Source organism: Streptococcus sp. 4886, from assembly GCF_013276485.1.
In the GTDB taxonomy this organism is placed as follows: Bacteria; Bacillota; Bacilli; order Lactobacillales; family Streptococcaceae; genus Streptococcus.
In genome coordinates this window covers 1-22,348 of sequence record NZ_VMLD01000028.1, presented here as the reverse complement: position 1 = coordinate 22,348, position 22,348 = coordinate 1, and the positions used below count along the sequence as shown (strand labels likewise).

Sequence of the window (22,348 nt, the reverse complement as noted above, 5' to 3'; positions counted from 1 at the left end):
CAACAAACAATTTTCTCCTAGACTTGAAATAAAGCACATTTCTCTATATAATAATACTCATATAGAAAACACCTTTTAGAAAGATACCTATGCTTCCATATCCATTTTCCTATTTTTCAAGTATTTGGGGATTTCGTAAGCCCCTGTCCAAACGTTTCGGGCTCAACTGGTTTCAACTTCTCTTTACCAGTATCTTCCTTATCAGCTTATCTATGGTACCCATTGCCATCCAAAACAGCTCACAGGAGACTTATCCGCTAGAAACCTTTATCGATAATGTCTATGAACCATTGACAGATGAGGTTGTCCAGGATCTCTCTGAGCATGCTGCAATTGTTGATGGTAAATTAACTTATACAGGAACAGCTAGTCAAGCCCCTTCTATTGTGATCGGTCCAAGCCCAAGTAAGGAGTTCCCGAAGGACTTGCAACTGCATTTCGATACGAATGAGCTCGTCATCAGCAAGGAAAATAAGGAACTGACCCGAGTCTCTTACCGAGTGATTGATACTGAGAGTTTCAAAAGCAAAGACAGCTTAACCCAAGCGATTTCTAAAGACTGGTACCAACAGAATCGTGTCTATATCAGTCTCTTCCTAGTTCTCGGTGCCAGCTTCCTCTTTGGTTTGAATTTCTTTATTGTCTCTCTAGGAGCTAGTCTTCTCCTTTATATCACTAAGAAATCACGCCTCTTTTCATTTAGAACCTTTAAAGAGTGCTATCATTTTATCTTGAACTGTTTAGGATTGCCAACTCTGATTACGCTTATTTTGGGATTATTTGGCCAAAATATGTCAAACCTCATCACTATACAAAACATTCTTTTTGTTCTGTATCTGGTCACTATCTTTTATAAAACACATTTCCGTGATCCAGATTACCATAAATAGGAGATTTTTATGCCCGTTACGATTAAAGACGTGGCCAAGGCTGCTGGTGTTTCGCCTTCAACCGTAACCCGTGTTATTCAAAATAAATCAACCATTAGCGACGAAACAAAAAAACGCGTTCGCAAGGCTATGAAGGAACTCAACTACCACCCCAACCTCAATGCTCGTAGCTTGGTAAGCAGTTATACCCAAGTTATTGGCTTGGTGCTTCCTGACGACTCAGATGCCTTCTATCAAAATCCTTTCTTCCCATCTGTTCTCCGTGGCATTGCCCAAGTCGCTTCTGAAAATCACTACGCCATTCAGATTGCGACAGGTAAAGATGCCAAAGAGCGTCTTAAAGCTATTTCTCAGATGGTCTATGGTAAGCGTGTAGATGGTTTGATTTTCCTCTATGCCCAAGAAGAGGACCCTTTGGTTAAGTTAGTAGCAGACGAGCAATTTCCTTTCCTTATCTTAGGTAAATCTCTATCTCCTTTCATTCCACTTGTCGATAATGACAATGTCCAAGCTGGTTTTGATGCGACAGAGTATTTCATCAAAAAAGGATGCAAGCGAATTGCCTTTATCGGAGGTACTAAGCGACTCTTCGTAACACAAGACCGTCTGACAGGTTACGAGCTAGCTCTAAAACAATACCAACTTCCTCTCGATACTAATCTGACTTACTTTGCTACTGAATTTCTTGAAGATAATGGTTATCGCTTTAGTAGACTTCTCTTCAAACACGATCCAAATATTGACGCTATTATTACCATTGATAGTCTCCTTGCTGCAGGGGTCTGTGATTACATCGCAAAACACCAACTGGATGTCCCTGTTCTCAGCTTCGACTCAGTCAATCCCAAGCTCAACTTGGCAGCCTATGTCGATATTAATAGCCTAGAACTTGGTCGAACATCATTTGAAACAATTCTTCAGATTATCAACGATGCTAAAAGCAATAAACAAATTTGTTACCGTCAGTTAATCGCCCACAAAATTATCGAAAAATAAAAACCAGCTCGCGCTGGTTTTTTTGGTCACTAATTTTCTGTTTCAACGAATCGTCCCAGAATATGAACATTCTCCGATACAGAGACAAAGGCTCCTGAGTCCACCTGTTTCATAATCTGTTTAAATTCATTAAACTCTGCACGTGTAATAACAGTGATTAAAACTGCCTTTCTCTCGTGATTGTAGGTTCCTTCTGCATCGTGGATCATGGTTGCTCCGCGGTGCAATTTTTTATGGATTTTCTCAATTACTTTATCTGGATGATTGGTCACAATCATAGCCTGCATGCGTTTTTGCTTAGTAAAGACAGCGTCTGTGACACGGCTAGAGACAAAGATGGTAATCATAGAGTAGAGAGCATATTTCCAACCAAAGGTCAAACCTGCTATCAGCATGATAGTCCCATTTACCAAGAAAGAAATACTACCGACATTCTTACCCGTTTTCTTACGAATAGTCAAACTGACGATATCCGTCCCACCACTGGAGATATTGTTTCGAAGAGCAAAACCAATCCCCAAGCCCATGACAACGCCCCCAAAAAGGGCATTGATAATGGGATCCTCCGTCAAGGTCGCCACAGGGACGAACTGGATAAAGAAGGAACTCATGGATACCGTGATAAAGGTAAAGACGGTGAACTTATGCCCAATCTGATACCAAGCCAAGACCATCAAAGGAAAATTAATGGCGTAGAAGGTCAGCGAAATCGGAATGTGAAAACCAAACCAGTGATTACTCAAGGCAGAGATAATCTGTGCCAGACCTGTAGCACCACTCGAATACACATGCCCCGGTTGGAAAAAGAAATTGACCGCTACTGCTGATAGAAATCCATAGACCAGAGAGGCCGAAATCTTCTCGTCATACTTCTCACGAGAGATGCTTTGTAAGACACGTAAAATTTTTATCTGATGAGCAAAGCGGCGCAGATAATAGCGCCACCGCTTAATTCGTTTTGCTTGTTTCATCTTCTTCTACTTGTAAGCTGAGTTCCTCTAGTTGTTTGAGAGCTACTGTTGAAGGAGCTTGTGTCATTGGATCAGTTGCCTTGTTGTTCTTAGGAAAGGCAATGACTTCACGAATATTTTCTTCTCCTGCTAAGAGCATGACAAAACGGTCAAGCCCGATAGCCAAGCCACCGTGTGGTGGGAAACCATAGTCCATGGCTTCAAGAAGGAAACCAAACTGATCATTTGCTTCTTCAGCTGAGAAACCAAGAGCCTTGAACATGCGTTCTTGAAGGTCTTTTTGGTTGATACGAAGGCTACCACCACCAAGCTCATAACCGTTCAAGACGATATCGTAAGCAATGGCACGAACCTTAGCCAAATCACCTTCTAATTCGTGAGCAGTCTCTTCCTGTGGAAGTGTGAATGGATGGTGGGCGCTCATGTAGCGGCCTTCTTCTTCAGACCATTCAAACATCGGCCAGTCAACCACCCAAAGGAAGTTGAACTTATCATTATCAATCAAGCCAAGCTCTTTGGCAATACGTCCACGAAGGGCACCGAGAGTTGCATTGGCCACTTCAAGCGTATCCGCCACAAAGAGAACCAAGTCCTTGTCTTCAAGAGCAAGCGCTGCTGTCAATTCTTCTTGGATACCAGTCAAGAACTTGGCAACTGGTCCGTTTAATTCTCCATCAACCACCTTGACCCAAGCAAGACCTTTGGCACCATATTGTTTGGCTACTTCCGTCATCTTGTCGATGTCTTTACGTGAATAGTTGTCCGCAGCGCCTTTGACCACAATTGCTTTTACAGCAGGTGCTTCTGAAAAGACTTTAAAATCTACACCTTTGACCACTTCTGTCAAGTCCTGAAGCAACATGTCAAAACGAGTATCTGGCTTATCAGAACCGTAACGAGCCATAGCGTCATCATACTTCATACGCGGGAAAGGCAGAGTGACTTCGATGCCTTTAGTTTCTTTCATCACGCGTGCAATCAAGCCTTCTGTGATATCTTGGATTTCTTGCTCAGTAAGGAAAGACGTTTCCAAGTCGACCTGAGTGAACTCAGGCTGGCGGTCACCACGCAAGTCCTCGTCACGGAAACATTTGACGATTTGGTAGTAACGGTCAAAACCAGCATTCATCAACAATTGCTTAGTGATTTGTGGACTTTGAGGAAGAGCATAGAAATGCCCCTTATTAACACGAGATGGCACCAAATAATCACGCGCCCCTTCAGGCGTTGACTTAGAAAGGAATGGTGTCTCCACGTCGATAAACTCCAACTCATCCAAGTAATTACGGATAGAGTGGGTCACCTTAGCACGAAGTTTAAGATTTTCCAACATTTCTGGACGACGAAGGTCAAGGTAACGGTAACGCAAACGTGTATCGTCATTGGCCTCAATACCATCCTTAATCTCAAATGGTGTTGTCTTAGCTGTATTAAGCACTGTCAGAGCTGTCACGTTTAACTCAACTGCACCAGTTGGCAACTTATCATTGGCTTGCTCACGCGCAGCGACCTGACCAGTCACCTCGATAACAAATTCGCTACGAAGGCTTTCAGCTGTTGTCATAACCTCTGCAGAGACTTTTTCAGGGTTGATAACCAACTGCATGATTCCTTCACGGTCACGAAGATCGATAAAGATCAAACCACCAAGGTCACGACGACGGCCTACCCATCCTTTCAAGGTTATTTCTTGTCCGATGTGTTCCTCACGAACACGACCAGCATACATACTACGTTTCATTGTTTCTCTCCTCTTTTATTCTGTTACTATTTTACCATAAAAGCGCAGGCTCTTCATGAAAATCATCAGAAAAGTTTGCCAGTCTTTAAAAATTAACTCACATACAAAAATCCGATGAAGTTCACCGGACTCTTTTATTTTGAATTGTTGCCTGCTTTACGCTTTTCAGCGATTTCGGCTGCCTTTCGAGGCAAGACAATTTCCGTTATGTAAGCTGTCCCAAAACGCAAGACACCTGCAATAGGGGCAAAGACGACTACTAGATAGTTATAGAAGAAATCGCCCTTAAAGGCATAAGCTAGCGCCCCAATGATGAAAAATAGAACAACTGCTTGAATCACTGCTAATAAAATTACTCGTTTCATGTGACCTCCTGACTCTATTATAGCATGAGTATCATCAAAAAGCCGATTAAATTATTCAAAGCGTGGAGAGAAATACTGTAGACCAGACCTTTTCTGCTAATGTAAGCCAAACCCAAACTAAAACCAAGGCTAAAATAGACAAAAAATTGTTGCACATCACCTGGGAAATGAATCAAGGCAAACAGAAGACTAGATACCAGAAGGAAAATCAGAGTTTGTTTCCTATTGTCCTGCTTAGGAAAGAGATAGCGTGCCAACATCCCTCTAAAGATAAGTTCTTCCGTCAAAGGAGCAAAAATAACGACCGCAAAGAATGAGAAAAGTGGTTGAGACAAGGTCAAGTCTATCGCTATTTGCTGATTTACTGAAGGATCATTTGGCAAGAAAAACTGGACAACAAGAGATAAGAACCAAACCAAGACAGGAAGCCAAATAAATCGGTTGAAGCCACTCTTCTCAATACGAACAGGACCTTTCTGATACCATTTGTAAATGCCGTACACATAAACTCCAGCCAAGGCCACATAGAGCAAGGTCACAGCATAGGGTGAACCGCCTAAGGCAAGCGACGTAGTCGCGAGCACCTGAATGAAGCCATAGATGAATAAAAAGGATAGAATGGCTAGAAGAAACCAGCCAAGGTTTTTAAGTAGTTTCATAAAGTTCTCCTATCTTGCTTTATAGCTGTTTTTCAATACAAAGAGGTTTGCTATTCCTAACACAAGTACCCAGGCAAGTAACATACCAATATTAGAAAAAGATATTTCCCCACCTTTTTGATTTAAAAGATTTACAATAGGACCGACGAACGAGTAATCTAACACTTTCTGAGCCGTATCATTTTGAAGAGCAATTATAGGTAAAAAAGAGACAATTAACATAGGGAAGATACTATAAACTTGCGCTTTAGATTGAGTATCTGAAACCGCACCGATTAGAAGGTTGAGAAAAATAATACTAATCGTTGCTAGGAGCAAATAGATAACGTAGGCAACTAAATAACCAGATACATCTACTCTAAGATAGATGGGAAGTGCAATCATAGCAAGCAACATTATCAGAATAGGGAGAACGAGCATACTGAAAGTATATTCTGTTGCTGTCACACCACTTAGAATGAGTGATTTCAGATTTCGTTTTTCCTTATCTTCTGCCATCATAATCGATACCATATAACCACTTCCCATACTCAAGACCATGGTCAAACTCGTAGAGAGGAGAAACATACTCAATTCTCCATTCTTATTCATGAATTCATTATATAGAACAGCAATACCAAAAGGCATCAATAAAGTTGCTAACAAACTTGAATTGCTAATAAGAACTTGTACTCTTAACCATAGTAGGGCATTTAATTTTCTAAACATCTAACTTTTCTCCTGTCAATCTGATAAAGATTTCTTCTAGAGTTGGCTCACAAGAGTGAACCATCATCAAATCTGTCGTATCTAAATGTGGTAATTCTTCAAATGGAACGATCTGTTCTCGTCCATCATTATAAACCACACGTACTTTCTTATCCACATGGTACTTCTGGATAATATCTTGTGGACTTCCATACTCTATTAAGTTCCCCTTATTCAAAAGAGATAAGCGATCACAAAGCAGAGTTGCTTCATGCATATCATGCGTGGTCAGAAAGATAGTTGTCCCCGCCTGCTTTAACTCTTGAAGTAGGGTATGAATCATCTTAGATGTTGTAGGGTCTAAGCCACTGGTTGGCTCATCTAGAAAGAGAATCTTAGGAGCATTCAGAAGGGCACGAGCCAAGAACATTCGTTGTTTCATTCCAGTAGATAACTTTTCTGCAATAATATCTTTAGCATCTGCCAATCCAACCTGTTGGAGCACCTGATTTACTCTATCTGCCTTGAGACCATATAACTTAGCATAGATGAGAAGATTTTTATAAAGACTCATCTTTTCATAAAAACCACTGCCATCACTAACAATACCAATTTGTTCCAAATCATTTGAGGTTAAATCTTGAGAATTCTTGCCTAACAAAACTGTTTTACCTTGATCTGCAGCCAACTGACCTGTTAAGACATTGATCATGGTTGTTTTACCTGAGCCAGAAGGCCCAAGAAAACCAAAGATTTCACCCTCCTTAATCTCAAAAGAAATCTGATGAAGAGCTTTTTTGTTCCCAAAACTTTTGCTTACATTTTCAACACGAATCATAAAAACTCCTTTATTTGAAATAACGTTTCACCATAGGTAACTGCATCACATTGATATAAATATGGATTGCTCCGACAAACAAGAAGGCTAGTAACTGAATCTCTCCTGTCAGTAAAGAAAAGAGAGCAATCAGAAAGTACAAAGCTGGCAAGACATACTGATGTAATTGGAATAAAATCCGAAAACTCTGTTCCAAATTAGCCTGGCGCTCCCCTTCATCGCAAGAATTGACATAACCTAAGATATCCTTTGGCATAGAGAAAAATACCATATCAAACTGGCGAACAATCGCAATGGTTTTATAAAAATATTTTTGAGCATTAAAAGTCAACACTAATCCCAAAAAAGAAAGAGATAAGGTTAGATTGCTTCTATTTAGTATAACCACTTCACTTGCTGAAATGAAGAGAGCCAATAAAATCACTACACTTGCACTATTAAAAGCAATACTTCCAAACTCAAGATTCCGATACATTTGCACATAATAGCTTTCATTCAGATCATCATCCATTTCCTCTTGATACAAGGAATGAAATTTTCTGCTTTTCTTTAAGAAATTGAAAGTCAAAAAAAGACTAATGAAACCTAATACTAAACAAATAGCTGATATCCAAGGTATCAAGACTTTTACATCTAAAATAACTTCGTAGGATTCGGCACGTGCCTTAAACATCCCTACAAACATGCCCAAGAAGCCTCCAAAGACAACAGACATTAAAAATAACAAGACACCTTTCTTATTCTTTTTCATATTCATTCTCCTTTTTCACTCGCTAAATTGTTTGCTTTCTTTTCAATCCAGTCAACGACTGGGATGAGGGCAAAGTAGGCCCAAATAAATTGGTCACTGTAATAGAGATCAAACCATCCTAGATTTGTTCCAATTAGTAGACACACGCTGACTAATAAAGCTATGGCAACTACATAATAAATCACTTTATACTTGTTCATCATTTTTCTCCTTTTTCTTTAACCAGTTGAAAATGGACAAGAGGACTAAGTTAACCCAAAACAAATACTTACTTTCAACAAAATAGAACCAACCCAGTAATGTTCCAATCATAGCAAAAGCATTCACAATAAGGGCAAGAACACTCATACAATAAATCACTTTATACTTGTTCATCACTCGTCCTCCTCCAAGCGAAATACCGATTCGACTGTTTCGTTGAAAATTTGAGATATTTTCAGGGCAATGATAATGGACGGGGTGTATTCATCCCGTTCTAATAGACTGATAGTCTGTCTGGAAACCTCTGCTAGCTTGGCTAGTTCGGTTTGATTAAGGCCATCGCGAGCCCGCAACTCTTTTAGACGATTTTTTAGTTGCATGTCACACACCTACTCTCCGTCAAATTCAACGGCTTGGATATCCTCAATACGTTGCAACTTGATTTTTTCTTTTCCCGTCTTATCTACGTATCGTAGCTTGACCCATTCCTCATCAACATCCACAACTTCCCAAAAATTTGTTCCAAATAGTTCTCCAATGATTGTTGGTTTCTTTCCAATCATTTCTTGCAATAATCTCGACATTTCTGCGTTTCCTTTCTCTTTTCTTTCGATTACCTTTAACCTCTTCTCTATCCGCTTGATTTTCTTAGATTGACTCATATAAATCAAGACGAGAAAAGGAAACAAAATCCATACCCACATGTGGCTCCCTCCTATTTCTTAACTTGCTTATATTGTAACACATCTTTTTCTTTTTGACAAGCATATTTGTCAAAAAGTTTATGATTTTTGTCATTTTGCAAAAGAAAAAGGTCAGGAGTAGGTTCCTGACCAGTTTATCTATCATTAAAATCCTAGTTTTTCAAAGATTTCTGAGAAGTTTTGGCTGATTGTCTCAAGTGACACTTGCACTTCTTCTCGAGTTTGGTTGTTCTTGACTGTCACTTGTCCGCTTTCGACTTCGCTCTCTCCTAGGGTGATGAGGGTCTTAGACGCAAAGACATCGGCTGACTTGAACTGAGCTTTGAGTTTACGATTGAGGTAATCACGCTCTGCTTTGAAACCTTGTTGGCGAAGAGTCTGTACTAATTCCAAGGCCTTGACATTTGCTCCTTCTCCCAAAACTGCGATATAGACATCTAGGGCGTTTTCGATAGGGAGAGACACACCTTGCTTTTCAAGAATGAGAAGCAGGCGCTCTACACCAAGTCCAAAACCAAAGCCAGCAGTTTCAGGGCCTCCAAAGTAAGAAACCAAACCATCGTAACGACCACCCGCACAGACGGTCAGGTCATTGCCCTCAATCTCAGTGATAAACTCGAAAATGGTGTGGTTGTAGTAGTCCAGACCACGCACCATATTGGTATCGATGATATAGTCTACACCCAGATTTTCCAACATCTGACGCACAGCATCAAAATGAGCTTGGCTTTCTTCATCAAGGAAATCCAAGATAGAAGGTGCATTCTCCACTGCCACCTTGTCTTCTTTTTCCTTAGAGTCCAAGACACGGAGAGGATTTTCCTCCAAACGACGTTGGCTATCCTTGGACAAGGTCTCCTTGAGCGGTGTCAAATAGTCAATCAAGGCTTGACGGTAGGCCGCACGACTCTCAGGATTCCCAAGAGTGTTGAGGTGCAATTTGACACCTTGGATGCCAATTTCTTTCAGGAAGTGGGCTGCCATAGCGATGGTTTCCACATCGGTAGCTGGATTGCTAGATCCAAAACACTCAACACCAATCTGGTGGAACTGGCGCAAACGCCCTGCCTGTGGACGCTCATAGCGGAACATAGGGCCCATGTAGTAGAACTTACTTGGCTTTTGCACTTCTGGGGCGAAGAGTTTATTTTCCACGTAGGAACGGACAACAGGCGCAGTTCCTTCTGGACGGAGGGTAATATGGCGGTCACCCTTGTCATAGAAATCGTACATTTCCTTGGTTACGATATCCGTTGTATCTCCGACAGAACGGCTGATAACCTCGTAATGCTCAAAAATAGGCGTGCGCACTTCTGCATAGTTATAGCGCTTGAAAATTTCACGGGCAAAGCCCTCAACGTACTGCCATTTGGCAGATTCAGCAGGTAAAATATCCTGCGTTCCTTTTGGTTTTTGTAATTTCATAGGGAATCCTCTTTAAACTTAATAGTCTTATTTTACCATAAATAGAGGGATTAAAACAGTGAGAACAAAATTAGGATTTATACTCAATGAAAATCAAAAAGCAAACTAGGAAGTTAGCCGCAGGTTGCTCAAAACAATGTTTTGAAGTTGTGGATAGAACTGACGAAGTCAGTAACCATATCTACGGTAAGGCGACACTGACGTGGTTTGAAGAGATTTTCGAAGAGTATTAGATATCATTTTTGAGATTAAGAATCGTCAAAAGAATAGCTAGCAAGGAAAGACCAACAAATAGCATCCAAGTCAACTGTATATTCCATACAGCTACAAGTGAAAAACAGGCTGTTCCCACAGGTATGGATAAGGTGAACAATAAACCTAAAAAATTACTGGTACGAGCTAGAACCTCTGGAGCTAGATTTTTCAGGAGCATGGCACTAATCTTTGGTTGAACTTTACCAGACACATACAGAGTTGAACAGAGAAATAGTAAACCAAGTACGACTTGATTGAATAAATTAGCTAGACCAACTAGACTGAGTCCTACGGTCACCCACATCATCAATCTAGGCAAGGACTGCTTCCCAAAATAATCATTGCCCGTAAGGCTACTGATGATGATTGCTACTAAAGCACAGACTTGACTGATAAATAGTGCCTCTGTATAAGAAAAATTCAAGAGAGAATGGCTCAAAAAGAAGATATTATAAATTCCACCCAAAGCGCCACCCAAGGCATTGATAAGCAAGACAGCAAAGAGCATAAAACCAAAGTTTTTCTGTCCACTTTTAAGAAAAACGAGACGTAAATTTCGGTAAATCGTTAGGAACTGGTCTTTGATAGGAAGCTTCTCATTTTTTAGTGATTCACCATCAGCAGATGAAATTGATATACTCAATTTGCTTCTTCCTAAAAAGAGAACAGAAGCTGATACGAGGAAAAAACAGGCATTGATTCCCGCAACAAGGGAAAAATTGTTGACCGATAGCCCTAAGAGCCAGACTCCGAAAGATTGACCCCCAATAGCTGAAATATAGGTGATGAACTGTGAAAAAGAGTAAGCCTCCATCAAATCATTTTCAGCTACTTTTTCCTTAATAAGAGGCATGCGCAAACCACCAGCAAAATCACTGATGACATCACTAATGACATTGATCAAACACAGGCTAGAAAAGGCAAAGAGACTAGCTTGCTGAACAACTAGGGCTGCTAGAAAAAATAAAACCGCCTGAAACAAACCGCTATAGACCATCCATTTGACCTTGTCCCTCGTGTAATCTGCCCGAATCCCTACAAAAACTGTAAAGAGAGTCGGAAGAATCATGACAATATTCGCCATAGCAACAGCAAAGGAGGCTTGCGGCAAGGTCGATGCATAGACGATAAATACCAGGTTGAAAATCGAAGCACCAAAAGCATTGAAGAATCGTGACAAAGTCAAGAATCGATAAGCTTGATTTCTAAACAATAGTTTCATAGGTAATCTCCCTTCTTGTTCGAAGTTTTATGTGAAGTATGACTATAGTATAGCACTTAGAAATTTTAGAGGAAAAACTTTTGAATATATGCAACAAATGAAATGAGCAAAAAGAAACGATAGAATTTCTCCAGTGACACGAGAGAGCCCAATAGTTCTATCGCTTCAAATTTCAAATAATTTTCTTAGTTTGCAGATATTCAACAATCGATCGTTTTTCTATAGTATTCGGCAGATTTGTTACAGCCAAGCATCTCAAAAATACGGACAGCATCTTCCATCTTTTTTTGTCCTTCCTTGACTCTGCCTTGCTTGCTATCAAGGAGACCTTCCGCCCACAAATAGACAATTCGGAAGTAGGTCTCATTTTCCTTGTAGAAATGCTCTTCGATAACACGTTTAAAATAATGGGCATTAGTAAATTCTTCACACTCAATGCTAGCTAAAAAACCATTCAATAGTATAGTGTGAAAAAGGTTTCGATTGCCAGACATTTCCATTAGAAAATCAGATTTTCGGACCATTTCTCGTACATATCTAGTAAAAAGAGAAACAGATAAAAATGGTGAACTGACTGAAAATAAATTGAGTTCATAGATCCCCCAAATCTCGGTAGAAAACAAATAATCATGAAGGACTTTCCCTTCCTCTGCTGTTAACTCTACCCCTTCATCCATGCCCTTCATATAAGACTTGATCATAATGGCATTTAGAATATGTTTCTGTTTGTTTTGAGAATGGGCATGCTTTTGATACTCCTTGCGATACAAGTCCTCAAGCGGAGCTATATTCTTTGGATCCAAGACATCTATGATTTCTTTTCTCAACTCAGAATCTGTATCATACTGAAAACCTCTCGCCAGAAAGAGAATTTCCTCTACACTGGCAGATATATTTTCTAGGGCAAATAAAAACTTTTCCACCGAAAGCTCACTCTGACCTGTTTCAAATCGGGACAACATAGACGGCGAAAATTGTCCCCCAGTTGCTTGTCTCAGCGAGATATTTCTTGACTCTCGTAATTGTCTAAAGACTTTTCCAATCTGCTCCATAGACTTCCCCTTGATTCAGTATTTTCTTCATTTTATCATATTTTTCAGAAAATTCATCAAAAACTTGCCAAATTGTCAGAATTATGAGAAAATAGAGGATATTTATCACGTGGAGGGACTGTAATGAGAGAGGATATCAAAATCAATGACCGCGCTTTAGCCTTGCAAGACCAAATTATCGAAAAACTAGAGAAGGTTTTTGATACAGATGTGGAATTGGATGTTTACAATCTAGGACTGATTTATGAAATCAATCTGGATGAAACGGGCCTCTGCAAGATTGTCATGACCTTCACCGACACCGCCTGTGATTGTGCCGAAAGCCTGCCTATCGAAATCGTAGCAGGTCTGAAACAAATCGAGGGTATCGAAGATGTCAAGGTTGAAGTCACCTGGTCGCCTGCCTGGAAAATCACACGAATCAGTCGCTACGGCCGTATTGCCCTTGGACTGCCACCTCGTTAATACTCTTCAAAAATCTCTTCAAACCACGTCAGCTTAGCCTTATCGTATAGATGTTACTGACTTCGTCAGTTCTATCTGCAACCTCAAAACAGTGTTTTGAGCAACCTGCGCCTAGCTTTCTAGTTTGCTCTTTGATTTTTATTGAGTATAGGCAGGCAAATCACTTTTGGAGATGAAAAGAAGCAAGCCGAAGTTGGCTTGCTTTTTGAGTTTATTTTTTACCTGACTTGTCCATATTCCAGAAGTCTGTCACGGCTCCGCGTGAAGCAGATGATACGATGTGGGCATATTTACCGAGGACACCACGACTGTAAAGTGGTGGCAAGGTAGTTTCTGCCTTGCGTTTTTCAAGTTCTTCTTCGGATACGGCCATGGAAATTTCTTTGGTATCTTGGTCAACCGTAACAATATCGCCTGTACGAAGGTAGGCAATTGGTCCACCATCCTGAGCCTCAGGAGCGATATGTCCAACAACTAGACCATAAGTCCCACCAGAGAAACGGCCATCCGTTAAGAGGGCAACCTTGTCTCCTTGACCTTTACCAACAATCATGGATGAAAGTGACAGCATCTCAGGCATACCAGGACCACCCTTAGGTCCAACAAAACGAACAACGACAACATCGCCATCAACGATTTCATCTGTCAGAACGGCCTGAATCGCATCTTCTTCTGAGTCAAAGACCTTAGCTGGTCCAACGTGACGACGCACTTTAACACCTGATACCTTGGCAACTGCTCCATCAGGGGCAAGGTTCCCGTTCAAGATGATAAGCGGACCATCTGCACGTTTTGGATTTTCAAGTGGCATAATGACTTTTTGGCCTGGTGTAAGGTCTGCAAAGTCAGCTAAGTTTTCAGCTACAGTCTTACCAGTACATGTAATGCGGTCTCCATGAAGGAAACCATTTGCCAAGAGGTATCTCATAACCGCAGGCACACCACCGACTTCATAGAGGTCTTGGAAGACATACTGACCAGATGGTTTCAAGTCGGCCAAGTGAGGCACACGCTCTTGGATCGTATTGAAGTCCTCAAGTGACAAGTCAACATTGGCAGCATGGGCAATGGCAAGCAAGTGAAGAGTGGCATTTGTAGAACCACCGAGAGCCATAGTTACAGTGATGGCATCTTCAAAGGCTTCACGAGTCAAGATGTCTGATGGTTTGAGACCGAGCTCCAACATCTTAACAACAGCACGTCCTGCTGCTTCGATGTCTTCTTTCTTATCAGCTGATTCAGCTGGGTGAGATGAGGAGCCTGGCAAACTCATACCTAGAACTTCGATAGCTGTCGCCATGGTATTAGCTGTATACATACCACCACAGCCACCAGGGCCAGGGCAGGCATTACATTCAAGACGTTTTACGTCCTCAGCTGTCATGTCACCGTGGTTCCATTTTCCGATACCCTCAAAAACAGAAACCAAGTCAATATCTTTACCATCAAGATTTCCCGGTGCAATAGTTCCACCATAAGCGAAAATAGCTGGAATATCCATATTGGCAATGGCAATCATAGAACCAGGCATGTTCTTGTCACAGCCACCGATAGCGACGAAGGCATCCACATTGTGGCCTCCCATAGCCGCCTCGATTGAGTCCGCAATGATATCACGAGATGTCAAAGAGAAACGCATACCGGGCGTTCCCATGGCAATCCCGTCCGCTACAGTGATAGTCCCAAACTGCACAGGCCAAGCACCTGCCGATTTGACACCTTCTTTAGCCAATTTCCCAAAATCATGCAAGTGGATGTTACATGGTGTATTTTCCGCCCAAGTCGAAATCACTCCCACAATCGGTGTCTCAAAGTCCTTATCTGTCATACCAGTCGCACGAAGCATAGCACGGTTTGGTGATTTTACCATACTGTCATAAATGCTACTGCGGTGACGTTTATCTAATTCGGTCATTTGTTCCCTCCCATTTCAGTTTTTACTATTATAGCACATTTTAAAAGCAATGAACAGAAGAAAATTCTTGAATTTTCAGAAAATTCTATATACATATGAAATATTTAAAACTAAAAACAACAAAGCGGATTAGGGCACTTTCTGATGACCAGAATATGCTTTTTAATCCGCTTTCTTTAAATAACGTACTGTAATTGTTACAAAAATTCTTTCAGAACAGTGTATTCAACATCTATCTTGCATTATAAATTTCTAGAACTTTCTCTTTTATATTCGATTCACTCAAACCATACTCATTAAGAAGATAATCCACTTTCCCTACTTGACCGAAACTTTCTTGAACACCCATCCGATGAATTTTTGTTATTCCATCATCAGAGAATAATTCACATAAAGCACTGCCAATTCCACCTATCTGATTGTGGTTTTCTACAGTAAATATAGTTTTTCCACTTAACATTGTTTTTATCTGTTCTGGTATCGGTTTAATTCTAAATAAATCTATCACACCTACTGAATAACCTAATTTAGACAGTTCATCCGCAACTCGAATACTTGGAGCAACCATTATGCCAGAAGCAACGATTACAACATCTTCACCGTGTCTTAACTCAATGTAGCCTTTAGAAAAATCTTCTCCACCTTGATATACAGCCTCTGGAGCTTTTCTAATTGTTCGAATATATTTCAGTCCTTTTAAGTCTAATGTCTGGTTCAATATTTCACGAAATTGGATATCATCAGTTGCTTCAAAAATGATCGATTTAGGAATTAAACGTAACAATCCAATTTCTTCAAATGGCATATGTGTCCCACCATTCATTTCTGCAGTTACTCCTGCATCTGATCCAATCACAGTGGCATCCAATTGTGCGTATCCAAGAGAAATAAATAATTGATCAAATACCCTTCGTGAAGCAAAAGGACCAAATGTATGAAGATAAGGTCTAAACCCCTGAATAGATAAACCTGCTGCAAGTCCGACCATCTCTGCTTCCATGATCCCAACATTCACATAACGGTCTCCAAAGTCCTTTTCAAGATTATTAGTAGCCCTAGAACTTGACAAGTCTGCTTCTAAAACTACTATATCAGAATAACTTTGGTTAGCCTCTAGAAGGAAATCTCTATACACATGTCGTAATTCTTTCGTACTTCTCATCATTCTGTTTCCTCCAATTCCTGACTTAATCTTTCTACAACTGAAGTTAACATTTGTCTCTCCTCTACAGTAGGGCGAAGATGATGATTGGATTTCATTTCTTCCAGCTCTCGAACTCCTTGACCTTTAATAGTGTCTAATACAATACACTTAGGGGATGAATTATTTGACTGTTTTAATTGGATAATCCCTTCATAAATTTCTCTAATATCTGAACCATTGACCCTAATGGATTCAAATCCAAATGATGAGAATTTTTCTACAAAATCACCTGGATTACAAATATCCTTTGTAAAACCATCTAATTGTTTTTTGTTATCGTCTACAAATACAATTAAATTAGATAACTGTTGATGAGAAGCAAACTGTATAGCCTCCCAACATTGTCCCTCATTTAACTCACCATCTCCAACAATAGCATAGGTATAAAAGGGACTTTTTCTTATTCTCTGACCATATGCAAGTCCGGTTGCAACACTAATTCCTTGTCCTAAAGAGCCCGTTGTCATATCTATGCCTGGCGTTAGATTTCTATCAGGATGAGACGGTAATTTGGTTCCATTTGTATTTAAAGAATATAAGAATTCTTTGTCAAAGAAACCATTCAAATAGAGTGTACTGTATAGAGCTGGTCCTCCGTGACCTTTTGATAATATGAAATAATCTCTATCTCGCGATGCAAATATTTCTGGAGTCATTGGCATTATTTCACCATAAAGCACTGCTAGAACTTCTACGATAGACAGGCTCCCTCCATAATGACCAAATCCAAGATGATTCAAGGTTTCAAGAGTATTTAATCGGATGTTAGTCGCAAATTTTCTTAACTCATCTTCTCTATTTTTACTTAAAATCATCCCTTATTCCTCCTTTACAGATGGCTTTTTAATAAAGGATACTCCAAACATAACTGCTAAAATAAGAACAAGACCAATCACAATGCCTGCTTGTGAGCCAAATTGATTTAACATTCCTAAAATAATTCCTGATAGACCAAAATCTGCATCTGAGAAAGTTGATCCTTGGAAACCAAGTCCTCCCAAAACTGGCATTAAAAAGACTGGAAGAAAACTGATTAAAATACCTTGTAAAAATGCTCCAATAGTGGCTCCACGAACACCACCAGATGCATTCCCAATAACACCTGCAGTCGCTCCACAGAAGAAATGAGGCACAACGCCTGGTAAGATAACAACCGTTCCTGAAGCAATCATAATTGCCATACTTACTAAACCACCAACAAAACTAGAGATAAATCCAATTAGAACTGCATTGGGTGCATAAGTATAAACAATCGGACAATCCAAAGCAGGTTTTGAATTAGGTACAAGACGCTCTGAAATACCTTTAAAGGCTGGAACAATTTCACCCAAAATAAGGCGAACACCTGCTAAAATAACAAATACACCTGCTGCAAATTGACCTGCTAATTGTAAAGCATAAACTAGACCACTTGTACCACTACTGATTTCTTTTTCTATATATTCTGACCCTGCAAAGATAGCTACAATAATATAAATAACTGCCATGGATAAAGTAATACTAACAGTACTATCACGTAAAAAAGCTAGACTCTTTGGAAATTTAATGTCCTCTGTTGATTTTGATTTGTCACCGATAAGGCTACCAGTAAAACCACTCAACCAATATCCCAAAGAACTGAAATGACCTAAAGCCACCTTGTCATTTCCAGTTAATTGAACCATATATTTTTGCACAAATGCTGGGGAAATACTCATAATAATACCGAGTGCTAATCCTCCTAGTAAGATAAGAGGCAAACTTGTAAAGCCAGCAACTGATAAAATGACTGCAATCATACACGCCATATATAGAGTGTGGTGCCCTGTTAAAAAGATATATTTGAATCGAGTAAAACGAGCAATTAAGATATTGAATACCATACCTGCAAACATAATCATTGCAGTAGCTGAGCCATATGTTGTTAAAGCTACAGCTACAATTGCTTCATTATTCGGCACAACGCCAGATAAATGAAAAGCATGCTCAAACATGGTACCAAATGGATTTAAAGAATTTTGTACAATTCCTGCACCACCAGATACAACTAAGAAACCAACAAAGGTCTTAATTCCACCTTTAATAATATCAGGTAATTTCTTCTTCTGAAGAACTAATCCTAAGATTGCAATTAAAGCTACTAAAATAGCTGGTGTACTAACAATATCCAATATGAACTTCATCATGACGCTAGCCTCCTATATAAGTCCTTTTTCTTCACAAAGTTTAGTAATTAATTCTCGTAGTTCATCCATATCAATAATACTATTTAAGATACGAACATCTCCAAGATGACTAGCTGAATCAGCTAGATCACGACCAACAATCCAAATATCAGCAGCATTTGGATCTGCTCCACCTAAATCATAGTGTTCAACTTCTACATCTGAAACATTCAAATCACTCAATACAGATTCAATATTCATCTGTACCATAAAACTTGAACCTAATCCTGAACCACAAGCTGTACCAATTTTTAACATTATTTAATCCTCCTGTTTAATTATCATTTCAATGTCATCATAGTTTTTTGATGATATTAAAGTTTGAACATGATTTTTATCTCTTAAAATTGTTGTTAAATGTGACAAAGCCTTTAAATGACTTTCATTATCAATGGCTGCAATACAAATCAACAATCTTACCTCTTGTTCTGGATTATCCAATAAATAAATCGGTTCTTCCAAAACTAACATTGACATTCCTATTTCATTCACACCTTCATCTGGCCGAGCGTGAGGAATTGCTACTCCCTTCCCTAAATTAATAAAAGGTCCAAACTCTTCTACTTTTTGAATCATTGCCTCAGGGTAGTTCTCAGTTATCTTATCTTGATCCAAAAGCGGTTTAGCTGCTAAACGAATCGCCTCCTTCCATCCTAATTTTTGCGAACTCACCTGATAGGTTTCTTTGGTAATAAGTTGTTCTAGCACTGGTACAATTTCCTTTCTATCATTTTTTTGATAAAGATAATTCTTTAACGCCAATCTTAATTCCAATTCTTGTGTAATAATTCCATATCTTTTGACAATATTCAGGATTTGTTCAATCTCAAAATCCCCATACTCTAAATTCGGAAAATCTTTTAACACTAGTTCTACTAGTTGTATTGCTTGCTCTTCAGTCATCATAACCGAAACTAGATAATTTGGCTTTTCTGTCTCCACCTTTATGGTAGAAAAAACCATATCATAGTCACTACTAGTTTTCGCCTGTAAATCATCAATCTTTGAGGTTCCTATGAACTCAATTTGAGGAAATAATGCTAATAGATTCTCTTTTAACATCAATGAAGAACTAACACCATTAGGACAAATGATTGCTGCTTTATACCATTTTTGAGGCAAAGTATCTGCTTTCTTTAAATAACCTCCGAAATGGATAACAAAATATGCTGTTTCACTATCAGGTATGGGCTTGTCAATAGCGTCCATCAAGGGAGTCAAAGAATCTTTTACTAGTTCAAATAAATCAGGATAATGTTCTTTAACATGCAACACATATTCATTTGAACTAGGTAGACCGAACTTTAATCTATAGTAAGCCGGTATAAGATGGCGACGAAGATTTTCTCTCAATCCTTCCCTTTGTTTAAAATGTAACAAAGAAATATCTTCCATTCTACTTATAATAGCCTCTGTTAATTGATTAAAGTAAACCGGAGCAACATCTACTTCACCTTCAAAGCAACTTGATAATAAAACGGTGATATAGCGATAATCATCCTCAGAAAACACCGTATCTATAATTCCCAAATCAACCACTGTATCCAATAAAATAGTGGTTATATCTTGAATAACAGGAGATACTAATGTCTCTGAAAGACCTACTCTTTCAACATCCCTTTGATACCTACACAGAATGAATACTAAACCGAAAAGGCAAACTTTTAATTGATTAACAATAGGTACTAGCTGTAGCTTCTCATAATAATCTTTAACTACCTGATTTATCAAATCATAAGTTAATGAATACCCCCAACTGGATAAAACATAATCCAAACCCCAAATTCCTATGGAGGATTCCAGCAACTCACTAACCATTTGAAAAGCTAAACGGTGCTTATTCCACTCTGAACCGTGTAAAGTATAACCTTTTGCTCTACTGTACCCTAGCTCCAAATCATTATCTAACATAATCTTTCTTAATGATTGAATATCAGATAAGGTTGTATTCTTACTTACTTTCAAAAAGTCTTGGTAATGATTATTCGATATAAAATCTAATCGGCAAAAAGTGTAAAGATAGATCAAAGCTAAGCGAGTCGACTTTGGTAAAACCAATTCATCCGACTTAATAATATCTGTCAAAGACTGCTTCGTACGATTTGATAAACTATAGCGACCTTGCTTTTTATCCAGCACTATCCCTTTATTAGCTAGATAAGGCACTAAATAATCTATTCCTTCTTTGACTTCCTTTATAGGTAAGCTCACCTTAACAGATAATTCATATAATGATAGCTCACAATGATCCATCAAAGTCATCAAAATAACTAGTGCTCTATAATCAAACATTTCTCTTCCTTTCTAACTACAATTATAGTGTAAAAGTTATAAGAATAAAAGAGTATTTGAGCACAATATAATCTCACCTTTTAAAAGAAATTATTGGGCTGAAAGTTTTTAGTAATTATTTTTCTACTTTTTCTTGACGTTATAAATTAAAGCGATATCATTTAGATAACAATTAATAGGAATGGTTGAAATGGCACTAGAACGGCTCAATGAAGGGGAATTGGTAGAGCTTGACAAAGAGCGAAAAGCTGCCATGGTTTCAAATCTCCTTGTCGTTCTTTGTGGCAATCATGATGCACAACCAATTGTCAACACAGGAAGTCTTTACTAAAGATGGTTGAAGCTAAAAAAAGCAGATCCCCCTTCGACTCTCAACAAAGTTATACGCTGCACTCACATCATGGGCAGAAGATGACTTTCGTTCAGTCAATGGCCAAATCGAATATCTCCTCACAGAATGTGTCAAACAACGGAAGAAAGACGGAAAATACGTATCAGAAACCATTGACGAACCATTTGAGATTGATATTTAACACCTTCTCCTGTCTGCCGTGCCGAATAGGAGAATTTTTTCATCTTTTTTTGTCAAGTAACTTTACTTTACAAAAAAGTTTTGATATACTATTAAAGTTGATGAAAATCAAACCTAACTGAATTATATCTTAAAAGGAGAAATTAAAATGGCAGTACCTGCACGTCGCACTTCAAAAGCGAAGAAAAACAAACGTCGTACACACTACAAAGTAACAGCTCCATCTGTAAACTTTGACGAAACTACTGGAGATTACTCACGTTCTCACCGTGTATCACTTAAAGGATACTACAAAGGACGTAAAATCGCTAAAGCTGCATCAGCTGAATAATAGAAGGGAGATACCATGCGCGTAAATATTACACTTGAACACAAAGAATCTGGTGAACGCTTGTACCTTACTTCTAAAAACAAACGTAACACTCCAGACCGTCTTCAATTGAAGAAATACTCACCAAAACTTCGCAAACACGTTGTGTTTACAGAAGTGAAGTAAGCATTCAATACGAATCAATACAGAAGAAAAACGCTATTCAAGCGTTTTTTCTTTTTGTTAATTTCAGTACATTTCAATAAAAATCAACCGAATCATGACCACCCCTAAAACGGGTGGTTTGTACCAGGGCTATAAGCCCAAATTACCAGCCAGCGCCTAAAGACGCTGGCTTTCACTTTGTTCAAGCCTCATTGCTCTTGACTCGTCACTTGCCTCTTAAAGAGGCTTTAGTATTACTTACCACTATCCCTAAAGGGATCCTCATATTCTTTTACACTCAATTTATCTAGTGCTATATCATGCTTTACTCGTTCTCAAATTTTCATACTCGTGAAGAAATCATCCACTGGATAATTTCTTTAATCTTGAATATATTTCTTAATTGTGGCTTCATTGAGTCCAACCGTACTCACATAATAACCTTCCGCCCCAAAATGCCGATCCCCAAACCTATACTTGAGGTTGGCGTGTTTGTCAAACATC

At 39.1% G+C, this 22,348-nt stretch carries 28 protein-coding genes and 1 pseudogene; 8 read left to right on the top strand and 21 right to left on the bottom strand.

The genetic code is table 11. From position 1 onward, the window contains the following. The first annotated feature begins 89 nt into the window (after positions 1-89). Together HT679_RS10450 and HT679_RS10445 are read left to right on the top strand one after the other, a co-directional pair. The gene (locus HT679_RS10450; RefSeq protein WP_164226274.1) at positions 90-890 is read left to right on the top strand and encodes a DUF1189 domain-containing protein; all 801 of its coding nucleotides are present in this window, start codon (positions 90-92) and stop codon (positions 888-890) included. A gap of 9 nt (positions 891-899) precedes the next feature. Then, positions 900-1,886 carry a LacI family DNA-binding transcriptional regulator gene (locus HT679_RS10445; protein ID WP_164226273.1) on the top strand — a complete coding sequence of 329 codons (987 nt, stop codon included), beginning with the start codon at positions 900-902 and terminating at the stop codon, positions 1,884-1,886. A 29-nt stretch (positions 1,887-1,915) separates the two neighbouring features. On the opposite strand, the gene HT679_RS10440 is transcribed toward HT679_RS10445, so the two are convergent. From HT679_RS10440 to hisS, 12 genes are all read right to left on the bottom strand, one after another. Beyond that, on the bottom strand, positions 1,916-2,857 hold the full coding sequence (locus HT679_RS10440) for a YitT family protein (protein ID WP_049513543.1): 942 nt from the start codon (positions 2,855-2,857) through the stop codon (positions 1,916-1,918). After that, complete coding sequence (aspS, locus tag HT679_RS10435; protein ID WP_173214484.1) at positions 2,835-4,598, bottom strand: aspartate--tRNA ligase; 1,764 nt, start codon at positions 4,596-4,598, stop codon at positions 2,835-2,837. Before aspS ends, HT679_RS10440 begins: the two co-directional genes overlap by 23 nt. A 134-nt stretch (positions 4,599-4,732) precedes the next feature. Then, complete coding sequence (locus HT679_RS10430) at positions 4,733-4,963, bottom strand: hypothetical protein (RefSeq protein WP_164226270.1); 231 nt, start codon at positions 4,961-4,963, stop codon at positions 4,733-4,735. A gap of 17 nt (positions 4,964-4,980) precedes the next feature. Beyond that, on the bottom strand, positions 4,981-5,622 hold the full coding sequence (locus HT679_RS10425; protein WP_164226269.1) for a type II CAAX endopeptidase family protein: 642 nt from the start codon (positions 5,620-5,622) through the stop codon (positions 4,981-4,983). Positions 5,623-5,631: 9 nt separating this feature from the next. After that, entirely contained in the window at positions 5,632-6,330 is a 699-nt protein-coding gene (locus tag HT679_RS10420) for an ABC transporter permease (RefSeq protein ID WP_164226268.1), read from the bottom strand. Next, on the bottom strand, positions 6,323-7,147 hold the full coding sequence (locus HT679_RS10415) for an ABC transporter ATP-binding protein (RefSeq protein ID WP_164226267.1): 825 nt from the start codon (positions 7,145-7,147) through the stop codon (positions 6,323-6,325). The genes HT679_RS10420 and HT679_RS10415 overlap by 8 nt, the downstream gene beginning before the upstream one ends. Before the next feature lie 10 nt (positions 7,148-7,157). After that, the gene (locus HT679_RS10410; protein ID WP_049513535.1) at positions 7,158-7,898 is read right to left on the bottom strand and encodes a DUF3169 family protein; all 741 of its coding nucleotides are present in this window, start codon (positions 7,896-7,898) and stop codon (positions 7,158-7,160) included. A gap of 2 nt (positions 7,899-7,900) precedes the next feature. Continuing rightward, positions 7,901-8,098 (bottom strand): hypothetical protein, encoded by a 198-nt coding sequence (locus tag HT679_RS10405; protein WP_033682914.1) that lies wholly within the window; start codon positions 8,096-8,098, stop codon positions 7,901-7,903. Beyond that, a complete protein-coding gene (locus HT679_RS10400; protein ID WP_112444826.1) occupies positions 8,085-8,273 on the bottom strand; it encodes a hypothetical protein in 189 nt (62 codons plus the stop codon). Before HT679_RS10400 ends, HT679_RS10405 begins: the two co-directional genes overlap by 14 nt. Next, positions 8,273-8,479: a helix-turn-helix transcriptional regulator gene (locus HT679_RS10395; protein WP_020900531.1), complete on the bottom strand. Its 207-nt coding sequence runs from the start codon at positions 8,477-8,479 to the stop codon at positions 8,273-8,275. Before HT679_RS10395 ends, HT679_RS10400 begins: the two co-directional genes overlap by 1 nt. Before the next feature lie 9 nt (positions 8,480-8,488). Further along, positions 8,489-8,803 carry a hypothetical protein gene (locus tag HT679_RS10390; protein WP_112444828.1) on the bottom strand — a complete coding sequence of 105 codons (315 nt, stop codon included), beginning with the start codon at positions 8,801-8,803 and terminating at the stop codon, positions 8,489-8,491. Positions 8,804-8,947: 144 nt separating this feature from the next. Next, complete coding sequence (gene hisS / locus HT679_RS10385; protein ID WP_112444830.1) at positions 8,948-10,228, bottom strand: histidine--tRNA ligase; 1,281 nt, start codon at positions 10,226-10,228, stop codon at positions 8,948-8,950. 86 nt (positions 10,229-10,314) lie between these two features. On the opposite strand from hisS, the gene HT679_RS11485 reads away from it, so the two are divergent. Then, positions 10,315-10,461 (top strand): hypothetical protein, encoded by a 147-nt coding sequence (locus HT679_RS11485; RefSeq protein ID WP_000694304.1) that lies wholly within the window; start codon positions 10,315-10,317, stop codon positions 10,459-10,461. Here HT679_RS11485 and HT679_RS10375 read toward each other — a convergent pair. Together HT679_RS10375 and rgg are read right to left on the bottom strand one after the other, a co-directional pair. Further along, the gene (locus tag HT679_RS10375; RefSeq protein ID WP_173214483.1) at positions 10,458-11,705 is read right to left on the bottom strand and encodes a transporter; all 1,248 of its coding nucleotides are present in this window, start codon (positions 11,703-11,705) and stop codon (positions 10,458-10,460) included. The genes HT679_RS11485 and HT679_RS10375 overlap by 4 nt on opposite strands. 200 nt (positions 11,706-11,905) lie before the next feature. Next, positions 11,906-12,757 (bottom strand): quorum-sensing system transcriptional regulator Rgg, encoded by an 852-nt coding sequence (gene rgg, locus HT679_RS10370; RefSeq protein WP_173214482.1) that lies wholly within the window; start codon positions 12,755-12,757, stop codon positions 11,906-11,908. 123 nt (positions 12,758-12,880) lie between these two features. Here rgg and HT679_RS10365 point away from each other — a divergent pair, with 123 nt between their 5' ends. Next, complete coding sequence (locus HT679_RS10365) at positions 12,881-13,222, top strand: metal-sulfur cluster assembly factor (protein ID WP_001206380.1); 342 nt, start codon at positions 12,881-12,883, stop codon at positions 13,220-13,222. Between the two features lie 211 nt (positions 13,223-13,433). On the opposite strand, the gene ilvD is transcribed toward HT679_RS10365, so the two are convergent. From ilvD to HT679_RS10335, 6 genes are all read right to left on the bottom strand, one after another. After that, complete coding sequence (gene ilvD / locus HT679_RS10360) at positions 13,434-15,137, bottom strand: dihydroxy-acid dehydratase (protein ID WP_000137346.1); 1,704 nt, start codon at positions 15,135-15,137, stop codon at positions 13,434-13,436. 232 nt (positions 15,138-15,369) lie between these two features. Further along, a complete protein-coding gene (locus HT679_RS10355) occupies positions 15,370-16,302 on the bottom strand; it encodes a transketolase family protein (protein WP_173214481.1) in 933 nt (310 codons plus the stop codon). Next, positions 16,299-17,156 carry a transketolase gene (locus HT679_RS10350; protein ID WP_166732271.1) on the bottom strand — a complete coding sequence of 286 codons (858 nt, stop codon included), beginning with the start codon at positions 17,154-17,156 and terminating at the stop codon, positions 16,299-16,301. Before HT679_RS10350 ends, HT679_RS10355 begins: the two co-directional genes overlap by 4 nt. Before the next feature lie 3 nt (positions 17,157-17,159). Next, entirely contained in the window at positions 17,160-18,506 is a 1,347-nt protein-coding gene (locus HT679_RS10345; RefSeq protein WP_000975300.1) for a PTS ascorbate transporter subunit IIC, read from the bottom strand. A gap of 12 nt (positions 18,507-18,518) precedes the next feature. Further along, positions 18,519-18,803, bottom strand: a complete 285-nt coding sequence (locus HT679_RS10340) for a PTS sugar transporter subunit IIB (protein WP_000912476.1) — start codon at positions 18,801-18,803, stop codon at positions 18,519-18,521. A gap of 3 nt (positions 18,804-18,806) precedes the next feature. Further along, positions 18,807-20,837 carry a BglG family transcription antiterminator gene (locus tag HT679_RS10335; protein ID WP_112444842.1) on the bottom strand — a complete coding sequence of 677 codons (2,031 nt, stop codon included), beginning with the start codon at positions 20,835-20,837 and terminating at the stop codon, positions 18,807-18,809. Between the two features lie 190 nt (positions 20,838-21,027). Between HT679_RS10335 and HT679_RS10330 the strand changes: the two genes are divergently transcribed. The 4 genes from HT679_RS10330 to rpmG all read left to right on the top strand — a co-directional run bounded on the left by HT679_RS10330 (position 21,028) and on the right by rpmG (position 21,865). Then, complete coding sequence (locus tag HT679_RS10330) at positions 21,028-21,168, top strand: hypothetical protein (protein WP_001162849.1); 141 nt, start codon at positions 21,028-21,030, stop codon at positions 21,166-21,168. 25 nt (positions 21,169-21,193) lie between these two features. Continuing rightward, positions 21,194-21,370, top strand: coding sequence for a PTS ascorbate transporter subunit IIC (locus tag HT679_RS10325; RefSeq protein WP_033607100.1), 177 nt, complete (start codon positions 21,194-21,196; stop codon positions 21,368-21,370). 147 nt (positions 21,371-21,517) lie between these two features. Continuing rightward, positions 21,518-21,700 (top strand): 50S ribosomal protein L32, encoded by a 183-nt coding sequence (gene rpmF / locus HT679_RS10320; RefSeq protein ID WP_000290417.1) that lies wholly within the window; start codon positions 21,518-21,520, stop codon positions 21,698-21,700. 15 nt (positions 21,701-21,715) lie between these two features. Next, positions 21,716-21,865: a 50S ribosomal protein L33 gene (gene rpmG, locus HT679_RS10315; RefSeq protein WP_001265622.1), complete on the top strand. Its 150-nt coding sequence runs from the start codon at positions 21,716-21,718 to the stop codon at positions 21,863-21,865. 233 nt (positions 21,866-22,098) lie between these two features. Here the strand turns inward: rpmG and HT679_RS10310 are convergent. Next, positions 22,099-22,348, bottom strand: a pseudogene (locus tag HT679_RS10310) (hypothetical protein); the annotation flags it as partial.